The sequence below is a fragment of the Streptomyces sp. CG 926 genome (assembly GCF_003148825.1).
Lineage (GTDB): Bacteria > Actinomycetota > Actinomycetes > Streptomycetales > Streptomycetaceae > Streptomyces.
On sequence record NZ_QGGZ01000002.1, the window covers coordinates 693,702 to 714,563 of the forward strand.

At 71.6% G+C, this 20,862-nt stretch carries 17 protein-coding genes, 2 tRNA genes and 1 pseudogene; 3 read left to right on the forward strand and 17 right to left on the reverse strand.

The features are described from left to right. Window positions 1–219: 219 nt before the first annotated feature. Entirely contained in the window at window positions 220–2,085 is a 1,866-nt protein-coding gene (gene lepA, locus BCL76_RS08300) for a translation elongation factor 4 (protein WP_109778828.1), read from the reverse strand. Window positions 2,086–2,340: 255 nt separating this feature from the next. Between lepA and rpsT the strand changes: the two genes are divergently transcribed. Then, complete coding sequence (gene rpsT, locus BCL76_RS08305) at window positions 2,341–2,607, forward strand: 30S ribosomal protein S20 (protein WP_109778829.1); 267 nt, start codon at window positions 2,341–2,343, stop codon at window positions 2,605–2,607. Between the two features lie 175 nt (window positions 2,608–2,782). Here the strand turns inward: rpsT and holA are convergent, their stop codons facing one another. After that, entirely contained in the window at window positions 2,783–3,775 is a 993-nt protein-coding gene (holA, locus tag BCL76_RS08310; protein ID WP_181382467.1) for a DNA polymerase III subunit delta, read from the reverse strand. A gap of 61 nt (window positions 3,776–3,836) precedes the next feature. Here holA and BCL76_RS08315 point away from each other — a divergent pair, with 61 nt between their 5' ends. Next, window positions 3,837–4,079, forward strand: a complete 243-nt coding sequence (locus tag BCL76_RS08315; protein WP_030757378.1) for a hypothetical protein — start codon at window positions 3,837–3,839, stop codon at window positions 4,077–4,079. A gap of 20 nt (window positions 4,080–4,099) precedes the next feature. Here the strand turns inward: BCL76_RS08315 and BCL76_RS08320 are convergent, their stop codons facing one another. The 14 genes and pseudogenes from BCL76_RS08320 to BCL76_RS38850 all read right to left on the reverse strand — a co-directional run bounded on the left by BCL76_RS08320 (window position 4,100) and on the right by BCL76_RS38850 (window position 18,434). Beyond that, window positions 4,100–4,981: a YceI family protein gene (locus BCL76_RS08320; RefSeq protein WP_181382468.1), complete on the reverse strand. Its 882-nt coding sequence runs from the start codon at window positions 4,979–4,981 to the stop codon at window positions 4,100–4,102. 136 nt (window positions 4,982–5,117) lie between these two features. Beyond that, a pseudogene (locus BCL76_RS08325) lies at window positions 5,118–7,343 on the reverse strand (ComEC/Rec2 family competence protein); the annotation flags it as partial. 146 nt (window positions 7,344–7,489) lie between these two features. Further along, window positions 7,490–8,197, reverse strand: a complete 708-nt coding sequence (locus BCL76_RS08330) for a ComEA family DNA-binding protein (protein WP_309136808.1) — start codon at window positions 8,195–8,197, stop codon at window positions 7,490–7,492. A 496-nt stretch (window positions 8,198–8,693) separates the two neighbouring features. Next, complete coding sequence (locus tag BCL76_RS08335; RefSeq protein ID WP_109778832.1) at window positions 8,694–9,539, reverse strand: DegV family protein; 846 nt, start codon at window positions 9,537–9,539, stop codon at window positions 8,694–8,696. Window positions 9,540–9,841: 302 nt separating this feature from the next. Beyond that, the gene (locus BCL76_RS08340; protein ID WP_109778833.1) at window positions 9,842–10,606 is read right to left on the reverse strand and encodes a hypothetical protein; all 765 of its coding nucleotides are present in this window, start codon (window positions 10,604–10,606) and stop codon (window positions 9,842–9,844) included. A gap of 122 nt (window positions 10,607–10,728) precedes the next feature. After that, window positions 10,729–13,599 carry a leucine--tRNA ligase gene (leuS, locus tag BCL76_RS08345; RefSeq protein WP_109778834.1) on the reverse strand — a complete coding sequence of 957 codons (2,871 nt, stop codon included), beginning with the start codon at window positions 13,597–13,599 and terminating at the stop codon, window positions 10,729–10,731. 256 nt (window positions 13,600–13,855) lie between these two features. Then, window positions 13,856–13,928: transfer RNA gene (locus tag BCL76_RS08350), tRNA-Ala, on the reverse strand. A gap of 130 nt (window positions 13,929–14,058) precedes the next feature. Then, window positions 14,059–14,292: a hypothetical protein gene (locus BCL76_RS08355; protein WP_008738908.1), complete on the reverse strand. Its 234-nt coding sequence runs from the start codon at window positions 14,290–14,292 to the stop codon at window positions 14,059–14,061. 144 nt (window positions 14,293–14,436) lie between these two features. Then, a tRNA-Ala gene (locus BCL76_RS08360) sits at window positions 14,437–14,509 on the reverse strand. Between the two features lie 122 nt (window positions 14,510–14,631). Further along, window positions 14,632–15,288, reverse strand: a complete 657-nt coding sequence (locus BCL76_RS08365; RefSeq protein ID WP_109778835.1) for a histidine phosphatase family protein — start codon at window positions 15,286–15,288, stop codon at window positions 14,632–14,634. Then, on the reverse strand, window positions 15,285–15,731 hold the full coding sequence (gene rsfS, locus BCL76_RS08370) for a ribosome silencing factor (protein ID WP_030008628.1): 447 nt from the start codon (window positions 15,729–15,731) through the stop codon (window positions 15,285–15,287). Before rsfS ends, BCL76_RS08365 begins: the two co-directional genes overlap by 4 nt. 119 nt (window positions 15,732–15,850) lie before the next feature. Beyond that, window positions 15,851–17,560 carry a LytR C-terminal domain-containing protein gene (locus tag BCL76_RS08375; RefSeq protein WP_109778836.1) on the reverse strand — a complete coding sequence of 570 codons (1,710 nt, stop codon included), beginning with the start codon at window positions 17,558–17,560 and terminating at the stop codon, window positions 15,851–15,853. Between the two features lie 24 nt (window positions 17,561–17,584). Continuing rightward, the gene (nadD, locus tag BCL76_RS08380) at window positions 17,585–18,202 is read right to left on the reverse strand and encodes a nicotinate-nucleotide adenylyltransferase (protein ID WP_109778837.1); all 618 of its coding nucleotides are present in this window, start codon (window positions 18,200–18,202) and stop codon (window positions 17,585–17,587) included. A 64-nt stretch (window positions 18,203–18,266) separates the two neighbouring features. Further along, window positions 18,267–18,434: a hypothetical protein gene (locus BCL76_RS38850; RefSeq protein WP_033224011.1), complete on the reverse strand. Its 168-nt coding sequence runs from the start codon at window positions 18,432–18,434 to the stop codon at window positions 18,267–18,269. Window positions 18,435–18,573: 139 nt separating this feature from the next. Here BCL76_RS38850 and BCL76_RS08385 point away from each other — a divergent pair, with 139 nt between their 5' ends. Then, window positions 18,574–19,665, forward strand: a complete 1,092-nt coding sequence (locus BCL76_RS08385) for a M48 family metallopeptidase (protein WP_109778838.1) — start codon at window positions 18,574–18,576, stop codon at window positions 19,663–19,665. Here BCL76_RS08385 and BCL76_RS08390 read toward each other — a convergent pair. After that, window positions 19,649–20,842: an SCO2583 family membrane protein gene (locus tag BCL76_RS08390; protein WP_109778839.1), complete on the reverse strand. Its 1,194-nt coding sequence runs from the start codon at window positions 20,840–20,842 to the stop codon at window positions 19,649–19,651. The genes BCL76_RS08385 and BCL76_RS08390 overlap by 17 nt on opposite strands. Between the last annotated feature and the right edge of the window lie 20 nt (window positions 20,843–20,862).

Below are 20,862 nucleotides of genomic sequence, written 5' to 3' on the forward strand. Positions count from 1 at the left end.
TCCACGCGGTAGTGCGTGGGCGTGGGGCGCTGGGGGGCGCTGGGGACTGGCGGGTTTAGCAGCCTTTGACTTTTTAAACTGGCGAGTAACCGTCGAGCAGTGATCAGACTAGAGCGCGACCGGCGCGCGCGTAAGAGCCCGCGAGCGGCCGGTTCATAACGAAACAGGCCCCCGCACCGGAGTGCGGGGGCCTGTGTGTATCGGGTGACGGCGGGACTACTACTTCTTCTTGCCGCCGGACTCGTCACTGGAGAGGACGGCGATGAAGGCCTCCTGCGGGACCTCGACCGAGCCGACCATCTTCATCCGCTTCTTGCCTTCCTTCTGCTTCTCCAGCAGCTTCCGCTTACGGGAGATGTCACCGCCGTAGCACTTGGCGAGGACGTCCTTGCGGATGGCGCGGATGGTCTCGCGGGCGATGACGCGGGAGCCGATCGCGGCCTGGATCGGCACCTCGAAGGCCTGCCGCGGGATGAGCTCGCGCAGCTTGGCGACGAGGCGCACACCGTAGGCGTAGGCGGCGTCCTTGTGCGTGACGGCGGAGAAGGCGTCGACCTTGTCGCCGTGCAGCAGGATGTCGACCTTGACCAGGCTGCCGGACTGCTCGCCCGTGGGTTCGTAGTCCAGGGAGGCGTAACCGCGCGTCTTGGACTTCAGCTGGTCGAAGAAGTCGAAGACGATCTCCGCGAGCGGGAGGGTGTAGCGGATCTCGACCCGGTCCTCGGAGAGGTAGTCCATGCCGAGGAGGGTGCCGCGGCGCTGCTGGCACAGCTCCATGATCGCGCCGATGAACTCGGTGGGCGCGAGCACGGTGGCCCGGACGACCGGCTCGAACACGTCCGAGATCTTGCCCTCGGGGAACTCGCTCGGGTTGGTGACGGTGACTTCCTTGCCGTCCTCCATGACCACCCGGTAGACCACGTTGGGCGCGGTGGCGATCAGGTCAAGGCCGAACTCGCGCTCCAGGCGCTCGCGGACCACGTCCAGGTGGAGCAGGCCGAGGAAGCCGACGCGGAAGCCGAAGCCGAGCGCCGCCGAGGTCTCCGGCTCGTAGACCAGCGCGGCGTCGTTGAGCTGCAGCTTGTCCAGGGCCTCGCGCAGGTCCGGGTAGTCCGAGCCGTCGAGCGGGTACAGGCCCGAGAAGACCATCGGCCGCGGGTCCTTGTAGCCGCCGAGGGCCTCGGTGGCGCCGTTGTGCAGGCTGGTGATGGTGTCACCGACCTTGGACTGACGGACGTCCTTCACGCCCGTGATGATGTAGCCCACCTCGCCGACGCCGATGCCGTCGGACGGGGTCATCTCCGGGGAGGAGACACCGATCTCCAGCAGCTCGTGGGTGGCGCCGGTGGACATCATCCGGATGCGCTCGCGCTTGTTCAGCTGCCCGTCGACCACACGGACGTACGTGACGACGCCGCGGTACGAGTCGTAGACCGAGTCGAAGATCATGGCGCGGGCCGGGGCGTCCTTGACGCCGATCGGGGCCGGGACCGTGGCGACGACCTTGTCGAGCAGCGCCTCGACGCCGAGACCGGTCTTCGCCGAGACGCGCAGCACGTCCTCGGGCTGGCAGCCGATCAGGTTCGCGAGCTCCTCGGCGAACTTCTCCGGCTGGGCGGCCGGCAGGTCGATCTTGTTCAGGACGGGGACGATCGCGAGGTCGTTCTCCATCGCCAGGTACAGGTTGGCGAGGGTCTGCGCCTCGATGCCCTGGGCGGCGTCCACCAGGAGGACGGTGCCCTCGCACGCGGCGAGGGAGCGCGAGACCTCGTAGGTGAAGTCGACGTGCCCGGGGGTGTCGATCATGTTGAGGATGTGGGTGTTGCCCTGACCCTCGCCCGTGGTGGGTGCCCAGGGCAGCCGGACCGCCTGGGACTTGATCGTGATGCCTCGCTCACGCTCGATGTCCATGCGGTCGAGGTACTGGGCGCGCATCTGCCGCTGGTCGACCACACCGGTGATCTGGAGCATCCGGTCGGCAAGGGTCGACTTGCCGTGGTCGATGTGCGCGATGATGCAGAAGTTGCGGATCAGCGCCGAGTCGGTACGGCTCGGCTCGGGCACGTGGCTGGGGATCGCGGGCACGCAGTGTCCTGATTCTCGGTCGCAGTCGGAAGCGTTTGCGGAGCGTCGGTCGGAGCGAAAGTCCGGCTCCCGTCGCTGTCGGCGGCGCGATGTCGGATCTCTACGCAGACTCCCATGGTCCCATGGACGGGGCAGTGCGCTCGGTTTGGGCCGCTCCTAGCGTGCCTGGTAGCCTGGGCAGCTGTGTCTCGTATGCCCTCTCAGCTGTCGAGGCACAATCCGAAGATCAAACTCTGAACCTGAAAAGGCTCTTTCGTGGCGAACATCAAGTCCCAGATCAAGCGGAACAAGACGAACGAGAAGGCGCGCCTGCGCAACAAGGCCGTCAAGTCCTCGCTCAAGACCGCGATCCGCAAGGCCCGCGAGGCCGTCCTCGCCGGTGACGTCGAGAAGGCCACCGTGGCTTCCCGTGACGCCGCGCGTGCGCTCGACAAGGCTGTCTCGAAGGGTGTCATCCACAAGAACGCCGCCGCCAACAAGAAGTCGGCGCTGGCCACCAAGGTTGCCTCCCTGCAGGGCTGAAGCACCCTGATGTGATCGCCGGAAGGGACCCAGTGGGCCCTCTCTCCCGCTCCTGACCGGCACCCCGCTCCGCACACGAAGCGTTCGCCACGCGGGTGCGGAGCAACCAGAAGTGATCGAAGGCCCCGGCCACCACCCTTCCCCAGGGTGGCGGCCGGGGCCTTCGTGCTGCTCGCTACCGGCGCTGGGGGCGGGCGGCGCGGGCCACCGCGACCACGGCCTTCTCCAGCGCGTACTCGGGATCGTCGCCGCCGCCCTTGACCCCGGCGTCGGCGGCGGCCACGGCGCGCAGGGCGTCGGAGACCGCGTCCGCCGACCAGCCGCGCATCTGCTGGCGCACCCGGTCGATCTTCCAGGGGGGCATGCCCAGATCCCGGGCGAGGTCGCCGGGACGGGCTCCGCGGGGGGCGGAGGCGAGCTTGCCGATCGCCCGGACCGCTTGGGCCAGGGCGCTGGTGATCAGGACCGGCGCCACCCCGGTGGACAGGGACCAGCGCAGGGCTTCCAGGGCCTCGGCCGCCCGCCCCTCGACCGCCCGGTCGGCGACGGTGAAGCTGGAGGCTTCGGCCCGGCCCGTGTAGTAGCGGGCGACGACCGCCTCGTCGATGGTGCCCTCGACGTCAGCGCACAGCTGCGCGGCGGCGCTCGCCAGCTCCCGCAGGTCGCTGCCGATGGCGTCCACCAGGTTCTGGCAGGCCTCCGGGGTCGCCGACCGTCCGAGCGTGCGGAATTCGCCCCGTACGAACGACAGCCGGTCCGCCGCCTTTGTCATCTTCGGGCAGGCGATCTCCCGCGCGCCCGCCTTGCGGGCCGCGTCCAGCAGGCCCTTGCCCTTGACCCCACCCGCGTGCAGGAGGACCAGGATGATCTCCTCGTAGGGCGCGGCGAGGTACGCCTTGACCTCCTTGACCGAGTCGGCGGACAGGTCCTGGGCGCCCCGCACGACGAGCACCTTGCGCTCGGAGAAGAGCGAGGGGCTCGTCAGCTCGGCGAGCGTGCCGGGCTGGAGCTGCTCGGAGGAGAGGTCGCGGACGTCCGTGTCGGCGTCGGCGGCGCGGGCGGCCGCCACCACCTCGCGCACGGCACGGTCGAGCAGCAGCTCCTCCTGCCCCACCGCGAGGGTGAGCGGGGCGAGGGGATCGTCGGTGGAGTTCTTCCTGGTGGCCATCGGCTCCAGCATCCCACGCCGCACCGACAGCGCTCCGCCCCGCGTGCCCGAGAATGGTCGCGTGAATGTGCGACATGTACTCGTCCTGCCCGACCGCGACGCCGCCGAGGAGGTGGCCCAGGAGGCCGTCGACCGCTTCGGCCTCCCGGAGGAACCGCAGTTGGTCCGCGACGCGCTGGCCGGCGAGGACGACGCCGAGGACGCCCAGTGGCTGGTGGTCGTCGAGGACCCGCAGGAACGTCTCGACACCAGCACGCTGGACGACCTCGCCGCCGAGTACGAGGGCTGGCTGGAAGCCCCGTAGGGGGCTCGGCAGCCCTCGCGTCAGGCCTTGCGCACGGCCTGGACGTCCAGGGTCACGTCCACGCTCGGACCGATGGCCGCGATCCCGTGTGCCAGCATCGACTGCCAGTTGAGGGTGAAGTCCTCGCGGTGCAGTTCGGTGGTGGCCCGGCAGGCCGCCCGGAGCTCTCCCTCCATACCCGTGCCCAGGCCCAGGTATTGGGTGTCCAGGGTCACGGACCGGCTCACCCCGTGGAGGGTCAGCGCCCCGGCGACGGCCCAGCCGCTGCCGCTGCGGTGGATGAACCGCTCGCTGTAGAACTCCACCGTGGGGTGGCGGACCGCGTCCAGGAAATCTCCCGACCTCAGGTGGTCGTCGCGCAGTCGTAGCCCGGTGTCGATGCTCGCCGCGTCGATGATCACGTGCATGGAGGAGTCCTCCATGCGCTCGGCTATCCGTACCGCCCCGGCGAAGGTGGTGAACCGGCCGCGGATCCGGGCCAGGCCGATGTGGCGGGCCGTGAAACCGATGGACGAGTGCGTCGGGTCGAGCTCCCAGTGGCCGGGCTGCGGCAGCAGCGGCGGCTCCACCGTGTCGAGAATGATCTCCGCGGTGCCGGGCTGCCCCGGGTCCCCCACGATCGTGACCCCGTGGAACGGCGCGTACCCCTCCGCGGTCACGGAGAGCCGGTACTCCCCCTCCGGTACGGCCACGGCGAATCCGCCGAACGGGTCGGTCTCGCCGCCGACGATGCGACGGCCGATCGGGTCGGTCACCTCGAACGCGGCCTGCCGAACCGGTCGGTGGACGGTGTCGAGAACCCGGCAGCTGAGCAGACGCGCCGTGGGCGGCAACGTCAGTGTCGCGGATGTGGGCGGACTGGAGTTTCCGGCCGTCTCCATCCCCCGTCTGCGACTGAACATGGCTGATGCACCCCCGTGCTGTGTGGACTTGGACCGTTCTGGCGAAGACGCATTCGATCATGCTGTCGGGTTGTGGGCAAACAGAGCGGTCGCGCCCGGTATGGCCGCGCCGCTTCCGCCGCCGCCTGGCCGGAAAAGAACGTAGTCGAACTCCGCTCCCGGTGACGGCGATCGAGCCGTCGAGATCGGTCCGCAGCACGGTCGCACCCAGCTCCCGAAGGCGGGCGAGGGTACGCGGGGCGGGGTGTCCGTAGCGGTTGCCCACGCCGACGGGAACGAGTGCGAGCCGTGGCCGGATCCGGGCGTACAGCTCCGGGTCCTGGTGTGCGGAGCCGTGGTGGGCGACCTTGAGGACGTCCACCGGGCCGAGGTCCGGACGAGCCCTCAAGAGGGCCTGCTGCGCTGCCGGTTCGAGGTCGCCGAGCAGGAGCAGGGTCACCCCCGCGCCGCGCACCAGCAGGGCGACGCTCGCGTCGTTGGGGCCTTCGGGCGGCGGCCCGTCCGGTGGAGGCCAGAGCACCTGCCATTCGAACGCCCCGGCCCGGCGCCGCTCCCCCTGCACCGCCGTCACGATGGGCACCCCGGCGGCCGCCGCGGCCCGCCGGACGAACTCGGCCTGCCCCCGCGGTTCTTCCAGCGCGGTGACCTGGATCGCCCCCACGGACCGGCCCCGCAGCACTCCCGACAGGCCCCCGAAGTGGTCGGCATGAAAGTGCGTCAGCAGGAGCAACGGCACCCGCCGCACGCCCAGCGCGCGCAGACAGTCGTCCACCGGTCCGGGCTCCGGGCCGGCGTCCACCACCAGGGCCTCGCCGGGGCCGACGGCGAGCACGGCGGCGTCCCCCTGCCCCACGGCGCACTGGACGTAGCTCCAGTCGGGCGGCGGCCAGCCGGAGAGCGTACGGGTGAGTTGCGGCGGCCGCAGGACGGCCAGGAGCAGCAGCGCCGCCAGGGCGGAGCACAGCCACCCGCGCCCGCGGAACCGGGCACCGCCGATCGCTACGACGGCCAGGGTGGCGGCGGCCAGCAGAACACCGCCGGTGAGCCCACCCGGCCACGGCAGCTCCGCGCCCGGGAACCGGGCCCCGGCCCGGGCCACCCCGGCGATCCACCCGGCCGGCACCCCCGCGGACCGGGCGAGCAGCTCCGCGGCGGGCATCCACACCGGAGCCACCGCGAGCGCGGCGAAGCCGAGGACGGTCGCGGGGCCCGCCGCCAGCTCGGCCAGCACGTTGCACGGGACCGCCACCAGGCTGATCCGGGCGGCGAGCACGGCCACCACGGGCGCGCACACCGCCTGCGCGGCCGCGGCGGCCGCCAGCGCCTCGGCCGACCGCGGCCCCACCCCACGGCGCCGCAGGGCTCGGCTCCACCGGGGAGCGAGGGTGAGCAGCGCCCCGGTGGCCAGGACGGAGAGCAGGAAGCCGTAGCTGCGGGCCAGCCAGGGGTCGTAGAGCACCAGCAGCAGCACCGCCGCGCCGAGGGCCGGGATCAGGGACCTGCGCCGCCCGGTGGCGATGGCCAGCAGGGTGACGGCCCCGCAGGCAGCGGCCCGCAGCACGCTCGGCTCCGGCCGGCACACCACCACGAACGCCAGCGTCAGGGCCGCCCCGCACAGGGCGGTGCCCCGCAGCGAGAGTCCGAGCCGGGGCGCCAGCCCGCGCCGCTCCGCCTGCTGCGCGCGGGCCGGGGGCCCGATGAGCAGGAACAGCACCACGGTGAGGTTGGACCCGGAGACGGCCAGCAGGTGCAGCAGGTCGGTGGCTCGGAAGGCCTCGTGCAGATCGGGCGGCACCCTGGAGGTGTCCCCGACGACCAGGCCCGGCAGCAGGGCCCTGGCATCCGGTGCGAGCCCCTCGGTGGCCTCGCGCAGCCCGGCCCGCAGCCGCCCCGCGAACCGCTGGACGGTGTCCGGGCCGCCGGCCACCCGGGGCGGGGTGTCGCCGGCCGGACGCAGCAGCGCCACGGCCCGCTCCCCGCCCCGCACCGGCGCCAGCCGGGCGACCACCGCCAGCCGCGTGGAAGGCTGCAGCCGGGCCCATCCCGGGTGCCCGGCCAGCACCCGCACCGGGGTCTCGACCCGGGTGCTCGAACCGTCGGGCCCGGTCACCCGGGTCACCACCGCGTCCAGGACCACCACGGGCGGCCCGCTCCCGCTCCGGGCGGCCACCGGGTCGGAGCCGACGGTGAGTTCCACGAGGACGCGGGCGTGCTCCCGGGCCAGCCCGGCCACCGGCCCGGCCCGCGCCTCGGCCCGTTGGAGCCCCGCCACCCCCGCTCCGGCGGAGGCGCACAGCAGGGCCGCCGCCGCGGCCGGGGCGAGCCGCCACAGCGGTCCCGGACGCCGGCACGCGCCCAGCATCAACAGGCCCGCGCAGACCATCCCCAGGCTCACCCCGAGGGCGGTCCGGTGCACGGGCGCGTCCAAGGCGAGGGCGGCCGCCGCCCAGGCGGCCGCGGCGGGCACCGCGAGGCGGAGGTCCGCCGGGACCGGACCCACCGGGCGGCTCACGGCCGGACCAGCGAGCGCAGGTCGGCGAAGCGCCGCTCGCCGATACCGTCGACCTGGCGGAGTTCCTCCACGGAGCGGAAGCCGCCGCGGGCGGTACGGAAGTCGACGATGTGCTGCGCGAGCACCGGCCCGACCCCGGGCAGGCCGTCGAGCTGCGCGACCGTGGCCGTCCCCAGACTCAGCGGGCCAGGACCGGACCCCACGCCGGAGCCGGAGCCAGGACCGGGGATGCTACCTCCGGCCGCCCCGGCCGGTGGCGGCTGCGCCGGGGCCCCGACCACCACCTGCTCGCCGTCCACCAACACACGGGCGCGGTTCAGCCCGGTCGTGTCGGTGCCGGGCCGCACACCCCCGGCGGCGGCCAGCGCGTCCTCCACCCGCGAACCGGCGGGCAGCCGCCGCACCCCGGGATCCCGGACCTTGCCACTGACGTCGACGACGATCCGCGCGGCCACCCCGCCGGCCCCCACCGCCGCTCCCGGGACCGGAGCCGCCGCGGGTGCCGTGGCCGCCGCCGGCAGAGCCCCCGGGGCGACCACCGCGGGCACGGTCACCGCACGCGGCCGGGCCGACCAGTACTGCTGCCCGGCGAAACCGACGGCGGCGAGCAGCACCACCCCGACGGCGGCCACCGCCCGCGGCCGCACCGCGCAGCGGTCCTGCAGCCACAGCGGCAGCCGCTCCCGTACGGAAGGCCTCCGCACGGCCCCTGAGGGCAGCTCGGACGCGCCATTGGGCGGCGCTTCGACATCCAGGACACCCGCCCCGTCCGCGGCTGCCGGCGGCCGCTGGAATGCCTCGGGCAGCGAGGGCGTCGGTGGGGGCGGTGGGGGCGGTGGCGGGGATAGGGCTTGCGGCGGGCCGCTGTCCCCCAGCAAGGCCTCGGCCCGCCGGCGCACCGCGCCCGGCTCCGGACGAGGAACCCGTCGGCCACCAAGCGCCGAACGACGACGCCGCAGACGGCTGTCGGAGTGTCGGCTGTCGGAGTGTCGGCCGTCGGAAAGAGGAGGGCGGCCCGGGCCACCGGTGGCGCCCGACGGACGTGAAGCACGCGTTCGAAGAGTCATGCCACGACCGTAGAGGCCGATCCCGCCCCCGGTTCGGAACACTCAATTCCAGTGGAAAAAAGGCCCGTTGTGGAAAACCGGGCCACCCGTTCCGGTGATGGCGAGGTGCTCAGCGAGGCGCTCAGCGGGATGCTCAGCGAGGCGAGACGACCGCCGCCAGCAGCCCCGGGCCGGTGTGCGCCCCGATCACCGCACCGACCTCGCTGACGTGCAGCTCGACCAGCCCAGGGATGCGCTCGCGCAGCCGCTCGGCGAGCTTCTCCGCCCGCTCCGGAGCCGCGAGGTGGTGCACCGCCACATCGACATCTGCGGTCCCGGCACGCTCGACGGCCAGCTCTTCCAGCCGCGCGATGGCCTTGGACGACGTACGCACCTTCTCCAGCATCTCGATCCGCCCGCCGTCCAGCGTCAGCAGGGGCTTCACCGCGAGGGCCGAGCCGAGCAGGGCCTGGGCGGCCCCGATCCGGCCGCCACGGCGGAGGTAGTCGAGGGTGTCGACGTAGAAGTACGCGGCCATGTCCGCCGCCCGCTTCTCGGCCGCCGCCACGGCATCGTCCACGGATCCACCCGCCTCGGCCACCTCGGCGGCGGCCAGCGCGCAGAAGCCGAGGGCCATCGCGACCATGCCGGTGTCCAGCACCCGGACCGGTACGGGCGCGGTCCTGGCGGCGACCACGGCCGCGTCGTAGGTGCCGGAGAATTCGGCGGACAGGTGCAGGCTGACGATGCCGGTGGCGCCGGCGTCCGCCGCCGCCCGGTAGGCCCGGACGAATTCCTCGGGGCCGGGGCGCGAGGTGGTGACCGAGCGGCGCTTCTGCAGGGCCGCGGCCAGGCTGCGCGCCGAGATCTCGGTGCCTTCCTCCAAGGCCTCGCCCCCCAGTACCACGGTGAGCGGGACGGCGGTGATTCCGTGCCGCGCCATGGCCGGTCGGGGCAGGTAGGCCGTGGAATCGGTGACGATGGCGACATGGCGGGACATGAGCCGGAGGTTACCGCCAGTGGGGGCTCGACGGCAGCCCGGGCCCCCGACCCGGGCGGGGTCAGGTCCGGGCGAAGTCCGGGTGCGGTCCGTGCGAGGTACGGGTGCGGTCCGAGCGGGGTGCGCTCCGGTGGGCCTCCGCCGACCGCCGGGGTGGCGGCCAGATCCTACGGAGCGCACGGCGGCCGGTCCGCGTCGGGGCCCTGCCGGGCCTCATCGACCCGCGCCCCGGAAGTACCGGAACTGCCGGAACTCCCGCAATTACCGGAAATCCGCGCCCCGACCCCGGACGGAGACGGGTCTCAGCCGGCGCTCTCCGGGCGCGGGGCCTTCTGCCACGGGTACTGCACCGTCGGCGTCGGCGGGTTCAACGCGGCGGGCGGAGCCGTGGGCGTCGGGGTCGGCCGGGGCTGGGACTGGGGCTGCGGCGTCGGCGTCGACTGCGCATTCGCCTTCGGCGCCGATCCTGCGGCCTGGGCCGCGTCCCACTCGGCGGCCGCGGCCGCCAGGTCGTCCACCGGTTCGCGGGACCAGTCGCGCAGCGCGCCCGACTCCATCTCGATCCGCTCCGACAAGAGGGACAGGTCGTCCGCCGCGAAGCGCCGGGCCCGGTCGCGGGCCGCCCACCGCAAGGAATCGGCAGCCTTGATGATGTGCGCAGCGCGCTCGCGCAGGTCCGGGAGGAGCTCGGCGGTGCGCTGCCGGTCGGGCTCCTGCTCCAGCCGCTTCAGCTGCCCGTCGAGCTCGTGCCCGTGCGCGCTCAGCTGCTCGAACAGCACGAGGGACTCCCGCAGCGAGGCGTCCGCCTGGACCCCGTCGGCCAGCGCCTGCTGGGTGGCGCGCATCGAGGTCCGCAGGTCGAGCCGCACCTGAGCCAGCGCCCCCACCACTCCGACCTGGCCGAAGCTCTTGGCCCGCAGCGTGGTGTCCTCGACCGCGCGCCGCGCCTCGACGACCGTGCGCTCCACACCCCGCTTGGCCGCTCCCACCGCCTTGACCGTGAGGTACGCGCCGAGGCCGACGACAGCCAGCAGCATCAGCGCGAAGATGATCAACGCGACCTCCATGACGGCCCCTTTCCCCAAGCGTCGGCTCTTCTCCTCCACGGTAAACGCCGCGGGCAGGTCAGGGGTTCCAATCGAACCCCCAACCTGCCCGTACGGGATCCCCCCTATGCGGGGGTGCGACCTCAGATGACGATGTTCACCAGCTTCGGCGCGCGCACGATCACCTTGCGGATCTCCGCGCCGCCCAGCGCCGCCACGACACCCTCATCGGTCACGGCCAGCTGCTCCAGCTCCGCCTCGGAGATCGTCGGCGACACCTCCAGCCGCGCCTTGACCTTGCCCTTGACCTGCACCACGCAGGTCACGCTCTCGTCCACGACGTACGCCGGGTCCGCGATCGGGAAGTCCTGGTGGACGACCGATTCCGCGTGGCCCAGGCGGCTCCACAGCTCCTCGGCGATGTGCGGGGCCAGCGGGGCGACCAGCAGCACCAGCCGCTCGGCGACCGAGCGCTCCAGCGGGCGGCCCGCCTTCGTCAGGGCGTTGTTCAGCTCGGTGATCTTCGCGATGGCGGTGTTGAAGCGCAGCCCGGTCATGTCCGCGCCGGCCCCGTCGATCGCCTTGTGCAGCGCGCGCAGGGTGGCCTCGTCCGGCTCGCCGTCGACGACGGTGACGATGCCCGTCTCCTCGTCCACGATGTTGCGCCACAGGCGCTGCAGCAGCCGGTACTGGCCCACCACGGCCCGGGTGTCCCACGGACGGGAGACGTCCAGCGGGCCCATCGCCATCTCGTACAGGCGCAGCGTGTCCGCGCCGTACTCCTCGCAGATCTCGTCCGGCGTGACGGCGTTCTTCAGGGACTTGCCCATCTTGCCGTGCTCGCGCTTGACCGGCTGGTCCTGGTAGAAGTACCCGCCGTCGCGCTCCTCGACCTCGGCCGCGGGCACGTAGACACCGCGCGCGTCGGTGTAGGCGTACGCCTGGATCATGCCCTGGTTGAACAGCTTGTGGAACGGCTCCGCCGAGGAGACGTGACCCAGGTCGAACAGCACCTTCGACCAGAAGCGGGCGTACAGCAGGTGCAGCACCGCGTGCTCGGCGCCGCCCACGTACAGGTCGACGCCACCGTGCGGAGCACCCTCGCGCGGGCCCATCCAGTACTGCTCGATCTCCGGGTCCACCAGGGCCGAGGAGTTGTTCGGGTCCAGGTAGCGCAGCTCGTACCAGCAGGAACCGGCCCAGTTGGGCATGGTGTTGGTCTCGCGGCGGAAGGAGCGCACGCCCCGGCCGTCGCCCAGGTCCAGCTCCACGTTCACCCACTCGCCGTTGCGCGACAGCGGGGTCTCCGGCTTCGACGCGGCGTCGTCCGGCTCGAAGGTGCGCGGCGAGTAGTCCTCGACCTCCGGCAGTTCCAGCGGCAGCATCGACTCGGGCAGCGGGTGCGCGACGCCGTCCTCGTCGTAGACGATCGGGAAGGGCTCGCCCCAGTACCGCTGACGGCTGAACAGCCAGTCACGCAGGCGGAAGTTGACGGTGCCCTCGCCGATACCGCGCTCGGTCAGCCAGTCGGTGATCGCGGCCTTCGCCTCGACGACGCCCAGGCCGTCCAGGGCAATGCCCTCGCCCGTCGAGTTGACCAGCTTCGCGTCGTAGGAGACGAAGGCGTCGTCCCACGCGGCGGGGTCGGTGCCGCGCCCGTCCGACGGCTCCACGACACAGCGCATCGGCAGCTCGAAGGCGCGCGCGAACTCGAAGTCGCGGCCGTCGTGCGCCGGGACGGCCATGATCGCGCCGGTGCCGTAGCCCATCAGCACGTAGTCGGCGATGAAGACCGGGACCTTGTCGCCGCTGACCGGGTTGATCGCGTACTCGCCGGTGAAGACACCGGTCTTGTCCTTGGCCTCGGCCTGCCGCTCGACGTCCGACTTCGAGGCGGCCTGCTTGCGGTAGGCCGCGACGGCCTCGGCCGGCGTGGCGTGCCCGCCGGTCCAGACGTCGTGGGTGTCCTCGGGCCAGGCGGCCGGGATGAACTTCTCGACCAGCGGGTGCTCGGGCGCCAGCACCATGTAGGTGGCGCCGAACAGGGTGTCCGGACGGGTGGTGAAGACGGTGATGGCCTCGCCGCCCAGCGCGAAGTCGACGCGCGCGCCCTCGCTGCGGCCGATCCAGTTCCGCTGCTGCAGCTTGATGGCCTCGGGCCAGTCCAGCGCGTCCAGGTCGTCGATCAGCCGGTCCGCGTAAGCGGTGATCCGCATGTTCCACTGGCTCAGCCGGGACTTGAAGACGGGGAAGTTGCCTCGCTCGGAACGGCCGTCGGCGGTGACCTCCTCGTTGGCCAGTACGGTGCCCAGCCCGGGGCACCAGTTCACCGGCGCGTCCGAGGAGTACGCCAGGCGGTACTCGTTCAGTACGTCGGCACGCTCGGCCGCGGTCAGAGCGGCCCAGGCGCGGCCACCGGGGACCTCACGGGAGCCGTCCTCGAAGGCGGCGACCAGCTCGGTGATCGGGCGGGCCTTCTTCGCGTCGGCGTCGTACCAGGAGTTGTAGATCTGCAGGAAGATCCACTGGGTCCACTTGTAGTAGTCCGGGTCGATCGTGGCGAACGACCGGCGCTTGTCGTGACCCAGGCCCAGCCGGCGCAGCTGGACCTTCATGTTCTCGATGTTGGCCTCGGTCGAGACGCGCGGGTGCGTGCCGGTCTGCACGGCGTACTGCTCGGCCGGCAGGCCGAAGGCGTCGAAGCCCAGGGTGTGCAGGACGTTGTGGCCGGTCATCCGCTGGTGGCGGGCGAAGACGTCGGTGGCGATGTACCCCAGCGGGTGACCGACGTGCAGGCCCGCACCGGACGGGTACGGGAACATGTCCATGATGAACTTCTTGGGCCGTGCGACCACCGCGGGGTCGCCGGCCAGGTCACCGGTCGGGTTCGGGGCCTCGTACGTGCCCTGCGCGTCCCAGACGTCCTGCCAGCGTGCCTCGATGTCGGCGGCCATGGCAGCCGTGTAGCGGTGCGCCTCGGCCGCCTCGGGGGCCGGGGTGTTCGTCTCGCTCATGATTTCTGAAGCTCCATCGATCGTCTCTGCCGTCTCTGCCTGCCCAAACGAAAAAACCCCTCGCACAGGAGGGGACGCCGCGCCGGGTCCGACCGTCTGGAAGGGTCGGTACTGATCAGCGCGGCTCGGTAAGCAGAAGGCGTACGGCACGCATGGCGTCAGGGTACCGCAGCGGCCCCTTCCGACGCTCGGCCGTTCCACCGGGTGACACAACGAGAAGCGGGCCACCCGATCCGGGTGGCCCGCTTCTTCACTGTGGAGCTAAGGAGAATTGAACTCCTGACCTCCTGCATGCCATGCAGGCGCTCTACCAACTGAGCTATAGCCCCTTGTTGTGCTTGCCGCTTCGGTTTCCCTTGCCGGTTCCCTTGGCGACGTCCCAAACATTACACGGTCATGGCCCTGGTCCAAAAATCGGTTTCCACCGACCAGAGGCCATGTCCGATTTGAGCCGACTTGTCACGCTCGTGCGAACTGGTAGAACCGCTTGAGCGTGCAGTGCTCGTCGAGCAGCCGCCCATAGATCGGCTCCCCTTCCAGCTCACGGTACGTCTCGATCGGGTCGCCTTTTATGATCAGCGCCCGAGCGCATTCCTCGCACCAGTACTGGTAGTCGGGGTTGACCGGGTCCATGTCCCGCACGATCGGCGTGCCGTTGTTGCACCAGTCGCACCGGCGCCGGTGTGCACCCATCCGTCAGCGACTCCCTCCCGCGTCGGGCCGTCGTCTCCCCCTCCGGCGGTCACGATTCTGCCATGCCGGTGCGGGCCAGGTCAGCAAACGCAAAGGGTACAAAAGCAAGGATCCCGCCCCCTGTTGGGGACGGGATCCTGATTGTGGAGCTAAGGAGAATTGAACTCCTGACCTCCTGCATGCCATGCAGGCGCTCTACCAACTGAGCTATAGCCCCGCTCTCCGCCGCGCTCCCCCGTCTCCGGTGTTCTGCGCTGCGAACAAGAAGAACTCTAGCCTGGGACCGGCCGGAAAGTGAAATCCGGGTGGCAGCCCCGCCGGGGAGCGGCGGAAGGCCGCTCAGTCGTCGTCGCCGAGCACCGGTTCCGGCAGCGTGCCGGCGTTGTGCTCCAGCAGACGCCAGCCGCGCGCGCCCTCGCCGAGCACGGACCAACAGCAGTTGGAGAGACCGCCGAGGCCCTCCCAGTCGTACGCGTCCAGGCCCAGCAGGCGCCCGATCGTCGTACGGATGGTGCCACCGTGGCTGACCACGACGAGGGTGCCGGACCGCGGCAGTCGCTCGACGTGTTCCAGCACCACCGGCGCGGCGCGGTCGGCGACCTCGGTCTCCAGCTCACCGCCGCCGCGGCGAACCGGTTCGCCGCGCTTCCACGCCGAATACTGCTCGCCGTACTTCTCGAGGATCTCGTCGTGCGTGAGGCCCTGCCACTCGCCGGCGTACGTCTCGCGCAGCGCCGCGTCGTGCAACACCGTCAGCCCCGTGAGGGCCGCCAGCTCGGCAGCCGTGGCGGAGGCGCGCCGCAGGTCGGAGGCCACGATGGCATCCGGCTTCAGCGAGGCGAGCAACCGTGCGGAGCGGCGCGCCTGCGCCACGCCCGTTTCGGTCAGCTCGATGTCCGTGGAGCCCTGGAAGCGTCGCTCCAGGTTCCACGAGGTCTGGCCGTGCCGCCAGAGGACGATCTTCCTGCCGGACTTGCCCGAGGTGGTGGCGCTCAGAACAGATCACCGTCCAGTTCGTCGTCGCCCGCCGCCTCACGCAGCTTGGCGTGCTCCTCGGCCTTGCCGATGGTGAGCTTGGCGTCCTCGGGGAGCTCGATCTCGGGGCAGTCCTTCCACAGGCGCTCCAGCGCGTAGAAGACACGCTCCTCGCTGTGCTGGACGTGGACGACGATGTCGACGTAGTCGAGCAGGATCCAGCGGGCGTCGCGGTCGCCCTCGCGGCGCACCGGCTTGGCGCCGAGCTCCTTGAGCAGGCGCTCCTCGATCTCGTCGACGATCGACTTGACCTGGCGGTCGTTGGGCGCCGAGGCGAGCAGGAAGGCGTCGGTGATCGACAGCACGTCGCTGACGTCGTACGCGATGATGTCGTGCGCGAGCCGGTCGGCCGCGGCCTGGGCGGCGGCGGTGATGAGCTCGATGGAGCGGTCCGTGGCGGTCACTGGCCATGCTTTCGGGTTGGCGGGCAGATCCTTACAAGGGTCTCATGTACCGCCGACACCGCCCGCGCGCAGCGTCGCGCGCGGGCGAATGCCTCCCTCGGAACCGCTCCGGAGCCTGGTCAGGACGCCTTGTAGTCCTTGCCCAGGGTCACCACGATCTCCGCGTTCACCGTGTTCTCGCCCTTCTTCACGACCGTCTCGGGCAGTCCCAGCGTCTTGGCGACCTCGATCGCCCGGTCCCGCTGCGCGTCGTCCTGGTAGGTGATCTGCGACGTGGCCGCGGTCTTGTCGGCCTTGCCGCCTTCGACGAAGGTGTAGCCGCCGTTCACCAGCGCCGCCTTGGCCGCGATCTGCGTCTTCTCGTCGCCGGTGGCGTCCTTGAGGCCGACGCGCGGGGCCGCACCGGGCTGCGCCGCCGCGCCGGAGCCGCCCAGCACCTCCTTGACGACCGTCTTGTTCGCCTCGTCCGTGAGCGCGCCGTCCGCCTTCACCGCGAGGACGTCCGTGCGGTACGCGCCCACCTTGGCGTGCGCGCCGAGCCGGGACAGCAGGGCCCCGAGGGTCTGCGCGTTCAGGGCCGGGTCGAGGATCTGGCCGATGCTCTCGACGGTCACGGCCGCCGCCTTGGGGTCGCTCGGAATCTTGCGCAGCACCGCCTGGAGCACCTTGCCCACGCGTTCCAGCTGCTTGGCCTCCGGCTCGCCCTGCCCGCGGAACGTGGCGTACGCCACGGCCATCGAGCCGCTCAGGCTCTGCTTCTTGCCCTGGGCCACGGCCGGGGTCTTGGCCGCGTCGTCGGCCGGGACCGCGGCGTCGGTGTCGACCTCGATGCCGCCGACCAGCTCGACCAGGCTCTCCAGGAAGGGGGTGTCCAGGCGCCAGGTGCCGCCGATGTGGGTGCCGAGCACCGAGTCGAGGGCCTCGCGGGTGCCGAGACCGCCGTCCTCGACCGACTTGCCGAGTCCCGTCGCCGTGCCGTCCTGGCCGGTGATGGCCAAGGCGTTCGGCAGCAGGACGGTGGCGCCCTGCTTGGTGGTGACGTTGTCGACGAGCAGGGCCGAGGAGGTGCCGCCCTTCTTGGTGTTGTGCAGGTGGACGACGATCATGTCCCGCTTCTGCGCGGCGGCGTCGGCGGTCGTGCCGGTCTTCTTGTCGCCGGGGCCGTCGAGGAAGGGCAGTTTGCCCGCGTACCAGAGGTAGCCGAGGCCTCCGACGGCGAACAGGGCGAGGACGACGATCAGTGCCACCACCCGGTTACGGCCGCGGCGGCGGGCCTCCTCGCGGCGTTCGGTGCGGCTCTCGGTGAATTTGAGCCAGTCGATGACGTCCTCGGAGTCCTCGTCCGGCTGGTCGATGAAGGCGAACATCTCGGTGCGGTAGTCCCGGCCCGCCGCGGGCTCGTCCTCCTGCGCACCGCCGCGCGCGCCGCCGCCTTCGCCGTCCGGTCGGCGCGGCTCGGGGACCTGGGCGGCCGGGCGCTCGGCGGGGGCCGAGGCGGGGGCCTCGGCGGGCTCCGGGGCGGTCTGCTGCGGAATCCACTGCTGGGTCTGCTGCGTGTCGTACCCGTAGGTGGGCGCCTGCGCCTGGGTGTACTCCTGCTGCCCGTACTCCTGGGGGGCCGGCTGCTGCGGGTAGTACTGCTGTTGCTGTTGCGGCTGCGGCTGCTGGGCGTAGCCCTGGTAGTCGTAGCCGTACTGCTGCTGCCCGTATTGCTGCGGGGCGGGCTGCGCGGGCGCCTGGCCGTACACCGGCCGCCCGTACGCGTCGTAGCCGACGAGCTGCTGCTCCTGGGCGGCATACGGGTCGTACGGATCCTGTCGGTCGTTCACCGCGGGGCCTCTCTCTCCGGAAGCTCAGGCTCCCCGGTACAGCTCACGCTTGTCGATGTAACGCACGACACCGTCCGGCACCAGATACCAGACAGGATCCCCCTGGGCCACCCTCGCACGGCAGTCGGTGGACGAGATCGCGAGCGCGGGCACCTCCACCAGGGAGACACCGCCCTCCGGGAGCCCGTCGTCGGTGAGCACGTGGCCCGGCCGGGTGACTCCGATGAAGTGCGAGAGCGAGAAGAGCTCTTCGGCGTTGCGCCAGGTCAGGATCTGCGCGAGCGCGTCGGCACCGGTGATGAAGAACAGATCGGCGTCGTCGTTCTGCGCCTTCAGGTCCCGCAGGGTGTCGATGGTGTACGTCGGCCCGCCGCGGTCGATGTCGATGCGGCTCACCGAGAACTGCGGGTTCGAGGCGGTGGCGATGACCGTCATCAGATAACGGTCCTCGGCCGGCGACACGGCCCACTGCGACTTCTGCCACGGCTCGCCGGTCGGCACGAACATCACCTCGTCGAGGTGGAAAAGGGCGGCGACCTCGCTGGCGGCCACCAGGTGTCCGTGATGGATCGGGTCGAAGGTCCCGCCCATCACGCCGAGCCGGCGCTTGACCGGACCGGTAGGCATCTCCTGCTCTTCCATGAGCGCAGAGCCTACTGGCCCGGCGGACGCGGCGTTCCCGGCGGGTTCAGCGGTTCAGCGGGGTTCAGCGGTCGCGGTTCAGGCGCGTGGTGACCCACAGCATCAGCATCAGGATGACGAAGGCACCGCCGCCGGTCAGGTACGGGTTCAGGCTGTCGTGGTTGCCGCCGTGCTGCTCGGCCCCCTCCGAGGCGAGGACGACCAGGTTGTGGGCGGTGGTGGAGAGGCTCATCAGGCAGATACCTATCGAGTCGGGGAGCGAGCGGAGACTTCGCTCACATCGTATGCGGGGGCCTGGGGCACGCTCACGCCGACTCAGGCGTTGGAGAGGATAGACGCAGGGACGAGCAGGTCCATCAGGGGAGGGCGCTATGACGGAAACAGGCTTCGAGAAGGCACCGGCACGGGACCGCAGGCGGTTTCCCGGCATTTCATCGCGGGCGTACGAGCATCCGGCGGACCGCTCGGCGCTGGTGGCACTGCGCAAGCTGAGCGGCTTCGACACGGTGTTCAAGGCCCTGAGCGGGCTGCTTCCGGAGCGGAGCCTGCGGCTGCTGTTCCTGTCGGAGTCGGTGCGGGTGGGCGAGACGCAGTTCCCGCACCTGTACGCGATGCTCCGCGACGCCTGCTACATCCTGGACCTGGAGAAGGTCCCGCAGATGTATGTCCAGCAGGATCCGAACCCCAACGCCATGTGCATCGGGCTGGACGAGCCGATCATCGTGGTGACCACGGGCCTCGTCGAGCTGCTCGACGAGGAGGAGATGCGGGCGGTGGTGGGCCACGAGGTGGGCCACGCGCTGTCGGGGCACGCGGTCTACCGCACGATCCTGCTGTTCCTGACCAATCTGGCGATGAAGGTCGCCTGGATCCCGCTGGGCAATGTGGCGATCATGACGATCGTGACGGCGCTGCGGGAGTGGTTCCGCAAGTCGGAGCTCTCGGCCGACCGCGCCGGGCTGCTGGTCGGACAGGACGTGCAGGCCTCCATGCGGGGACTGATGAAGATCGCGGGCGGCAACCACCTCCACGAGATGAATGTGGACGCCTTCCTGGCGCAGGCCGAGGAGTACGAGTCGAGCGGCGACCTGCGCGACTCCGTACTGAAGATCCTGAACCTGCTGCCCCGCACGCACCCCTTCACCACGGTCCGGGCGGCCGAGCTGAAGAAGTGGGCGGAGAGCCGCGACCACCAGCGGATCATGGACGGCCACTACCCGCGGCGGGACGAGGACAAGGACACCTCGGTGACCGACTCCTTCCGGCAGTCCGCCGCGCACTACGCCGACTCGGTGCGCACCAGCAAGGACCCGCTGATGAAGCTGGTGGGCGACATCGCGGGCGGCGCGGGCGACCTGGGCGGCAAGCTCCGCGACAAGTTCACGGGAGCGGCCGGAGCAGGAGCCGGAACGGGAACCGGCGCCGCGCCGCAGGACAAGGGCGGAGCTACGGAGCAGGGCTGACGGGAGCGGCCTGCGAGGGCGGAGGGGGCGTCGCGTACTCGGCCACGGGCGGCGTCCCGGACGGTGTCACGGGCGACGCCAGGACGCCGCACAGCCCGGCCGTGCGCCGCGGTCGGCCGCTGGCGTACGGGTCGCTCGCGGCCGGGCCCACCGTGGTCGGACCGGCTCCGGCCAGGAGCGGGTGGAAGGCCCCGGCCGGATCGGCGGAGCAGTCCTGCGGCCCGGCCATCACGTAGGCCGAGGCCAGCTCCAGCCGCCGGGCCGTCAGGTCGTCCCGGTCGAAGCGCAGCCGTAGCTCGCGCCGGACGGTGAACAGCGAGGCGCCCTCGGCCGCCGCCGGGGATCCGGTGGCGGGCCGTACGGCGTAGACGAAGGTGTGGTCGCTGGTGACCTCCAGCATGTCCGCGGCCACCTCCTCGACGGCGAGCGTGCCGCTCACCCGGACCCGGGAGTCGGCCACGACGGCGGTCGCCGGATCGAAGCGGACCAGCCATCCGGTGGCCGCGTACCGGCCGTCTCCGGAGGGCGCGGTCATGCTGCGGTCGAACTGCGCCAGCTGGTCGGGGTCGAGCAGGACCCGCACCGGGCGGGAGGCCGCTCCGGTGAGGATGTCGGGGTCCAGCGAGGACTGCACCAGGTAGTCCTTGGCGATGGACAGCGCGGCGACGACCTGGGCCTCGGTGAAGTGGTGCGTACGGCGCACCGCGGGCAGGGTGATGCCGGCCGCTCCGACGCGGTAGTCGGCGGCGGGGCTCTTCGCGTACAGGTCGGCGGGGCGCCCGCCGGGCACGTCGGTGGTCGGCGCGAGCGGCACCACGGTGCTGGTGAGTGCCTGGGCGGGTCCCCCGGCCGGAGGCAGGTAGGGGTTGCGCAGGCCCATGTAGACGGCGGCGGCGAAGGCCGTGGCGATGAGCAGCACGAGCAGCATGCCCTGCCGTGCGCCCCGGCCGGGGGTGCTGGTCCGGGCCGTGGAGCCGCCGCCGGACCAGATGGAGCGGCTGCGTACGGCGCGGGCGTGTTCGCCCATGCGTTCCTGCGCGGAGTACTCCTGGAGCCGGGCGGCCCGGACGAAGTCCTCGTCGAACACCACCGACCCGTACTCGTCCGACCGGAAGTCGTCATCGCCCCCGCCCATGCCCTCGGGGGTGCTGTTGGGTGGATCTCCTGGCACGGCCATCGCTTCTCCCCGCTGTCCCC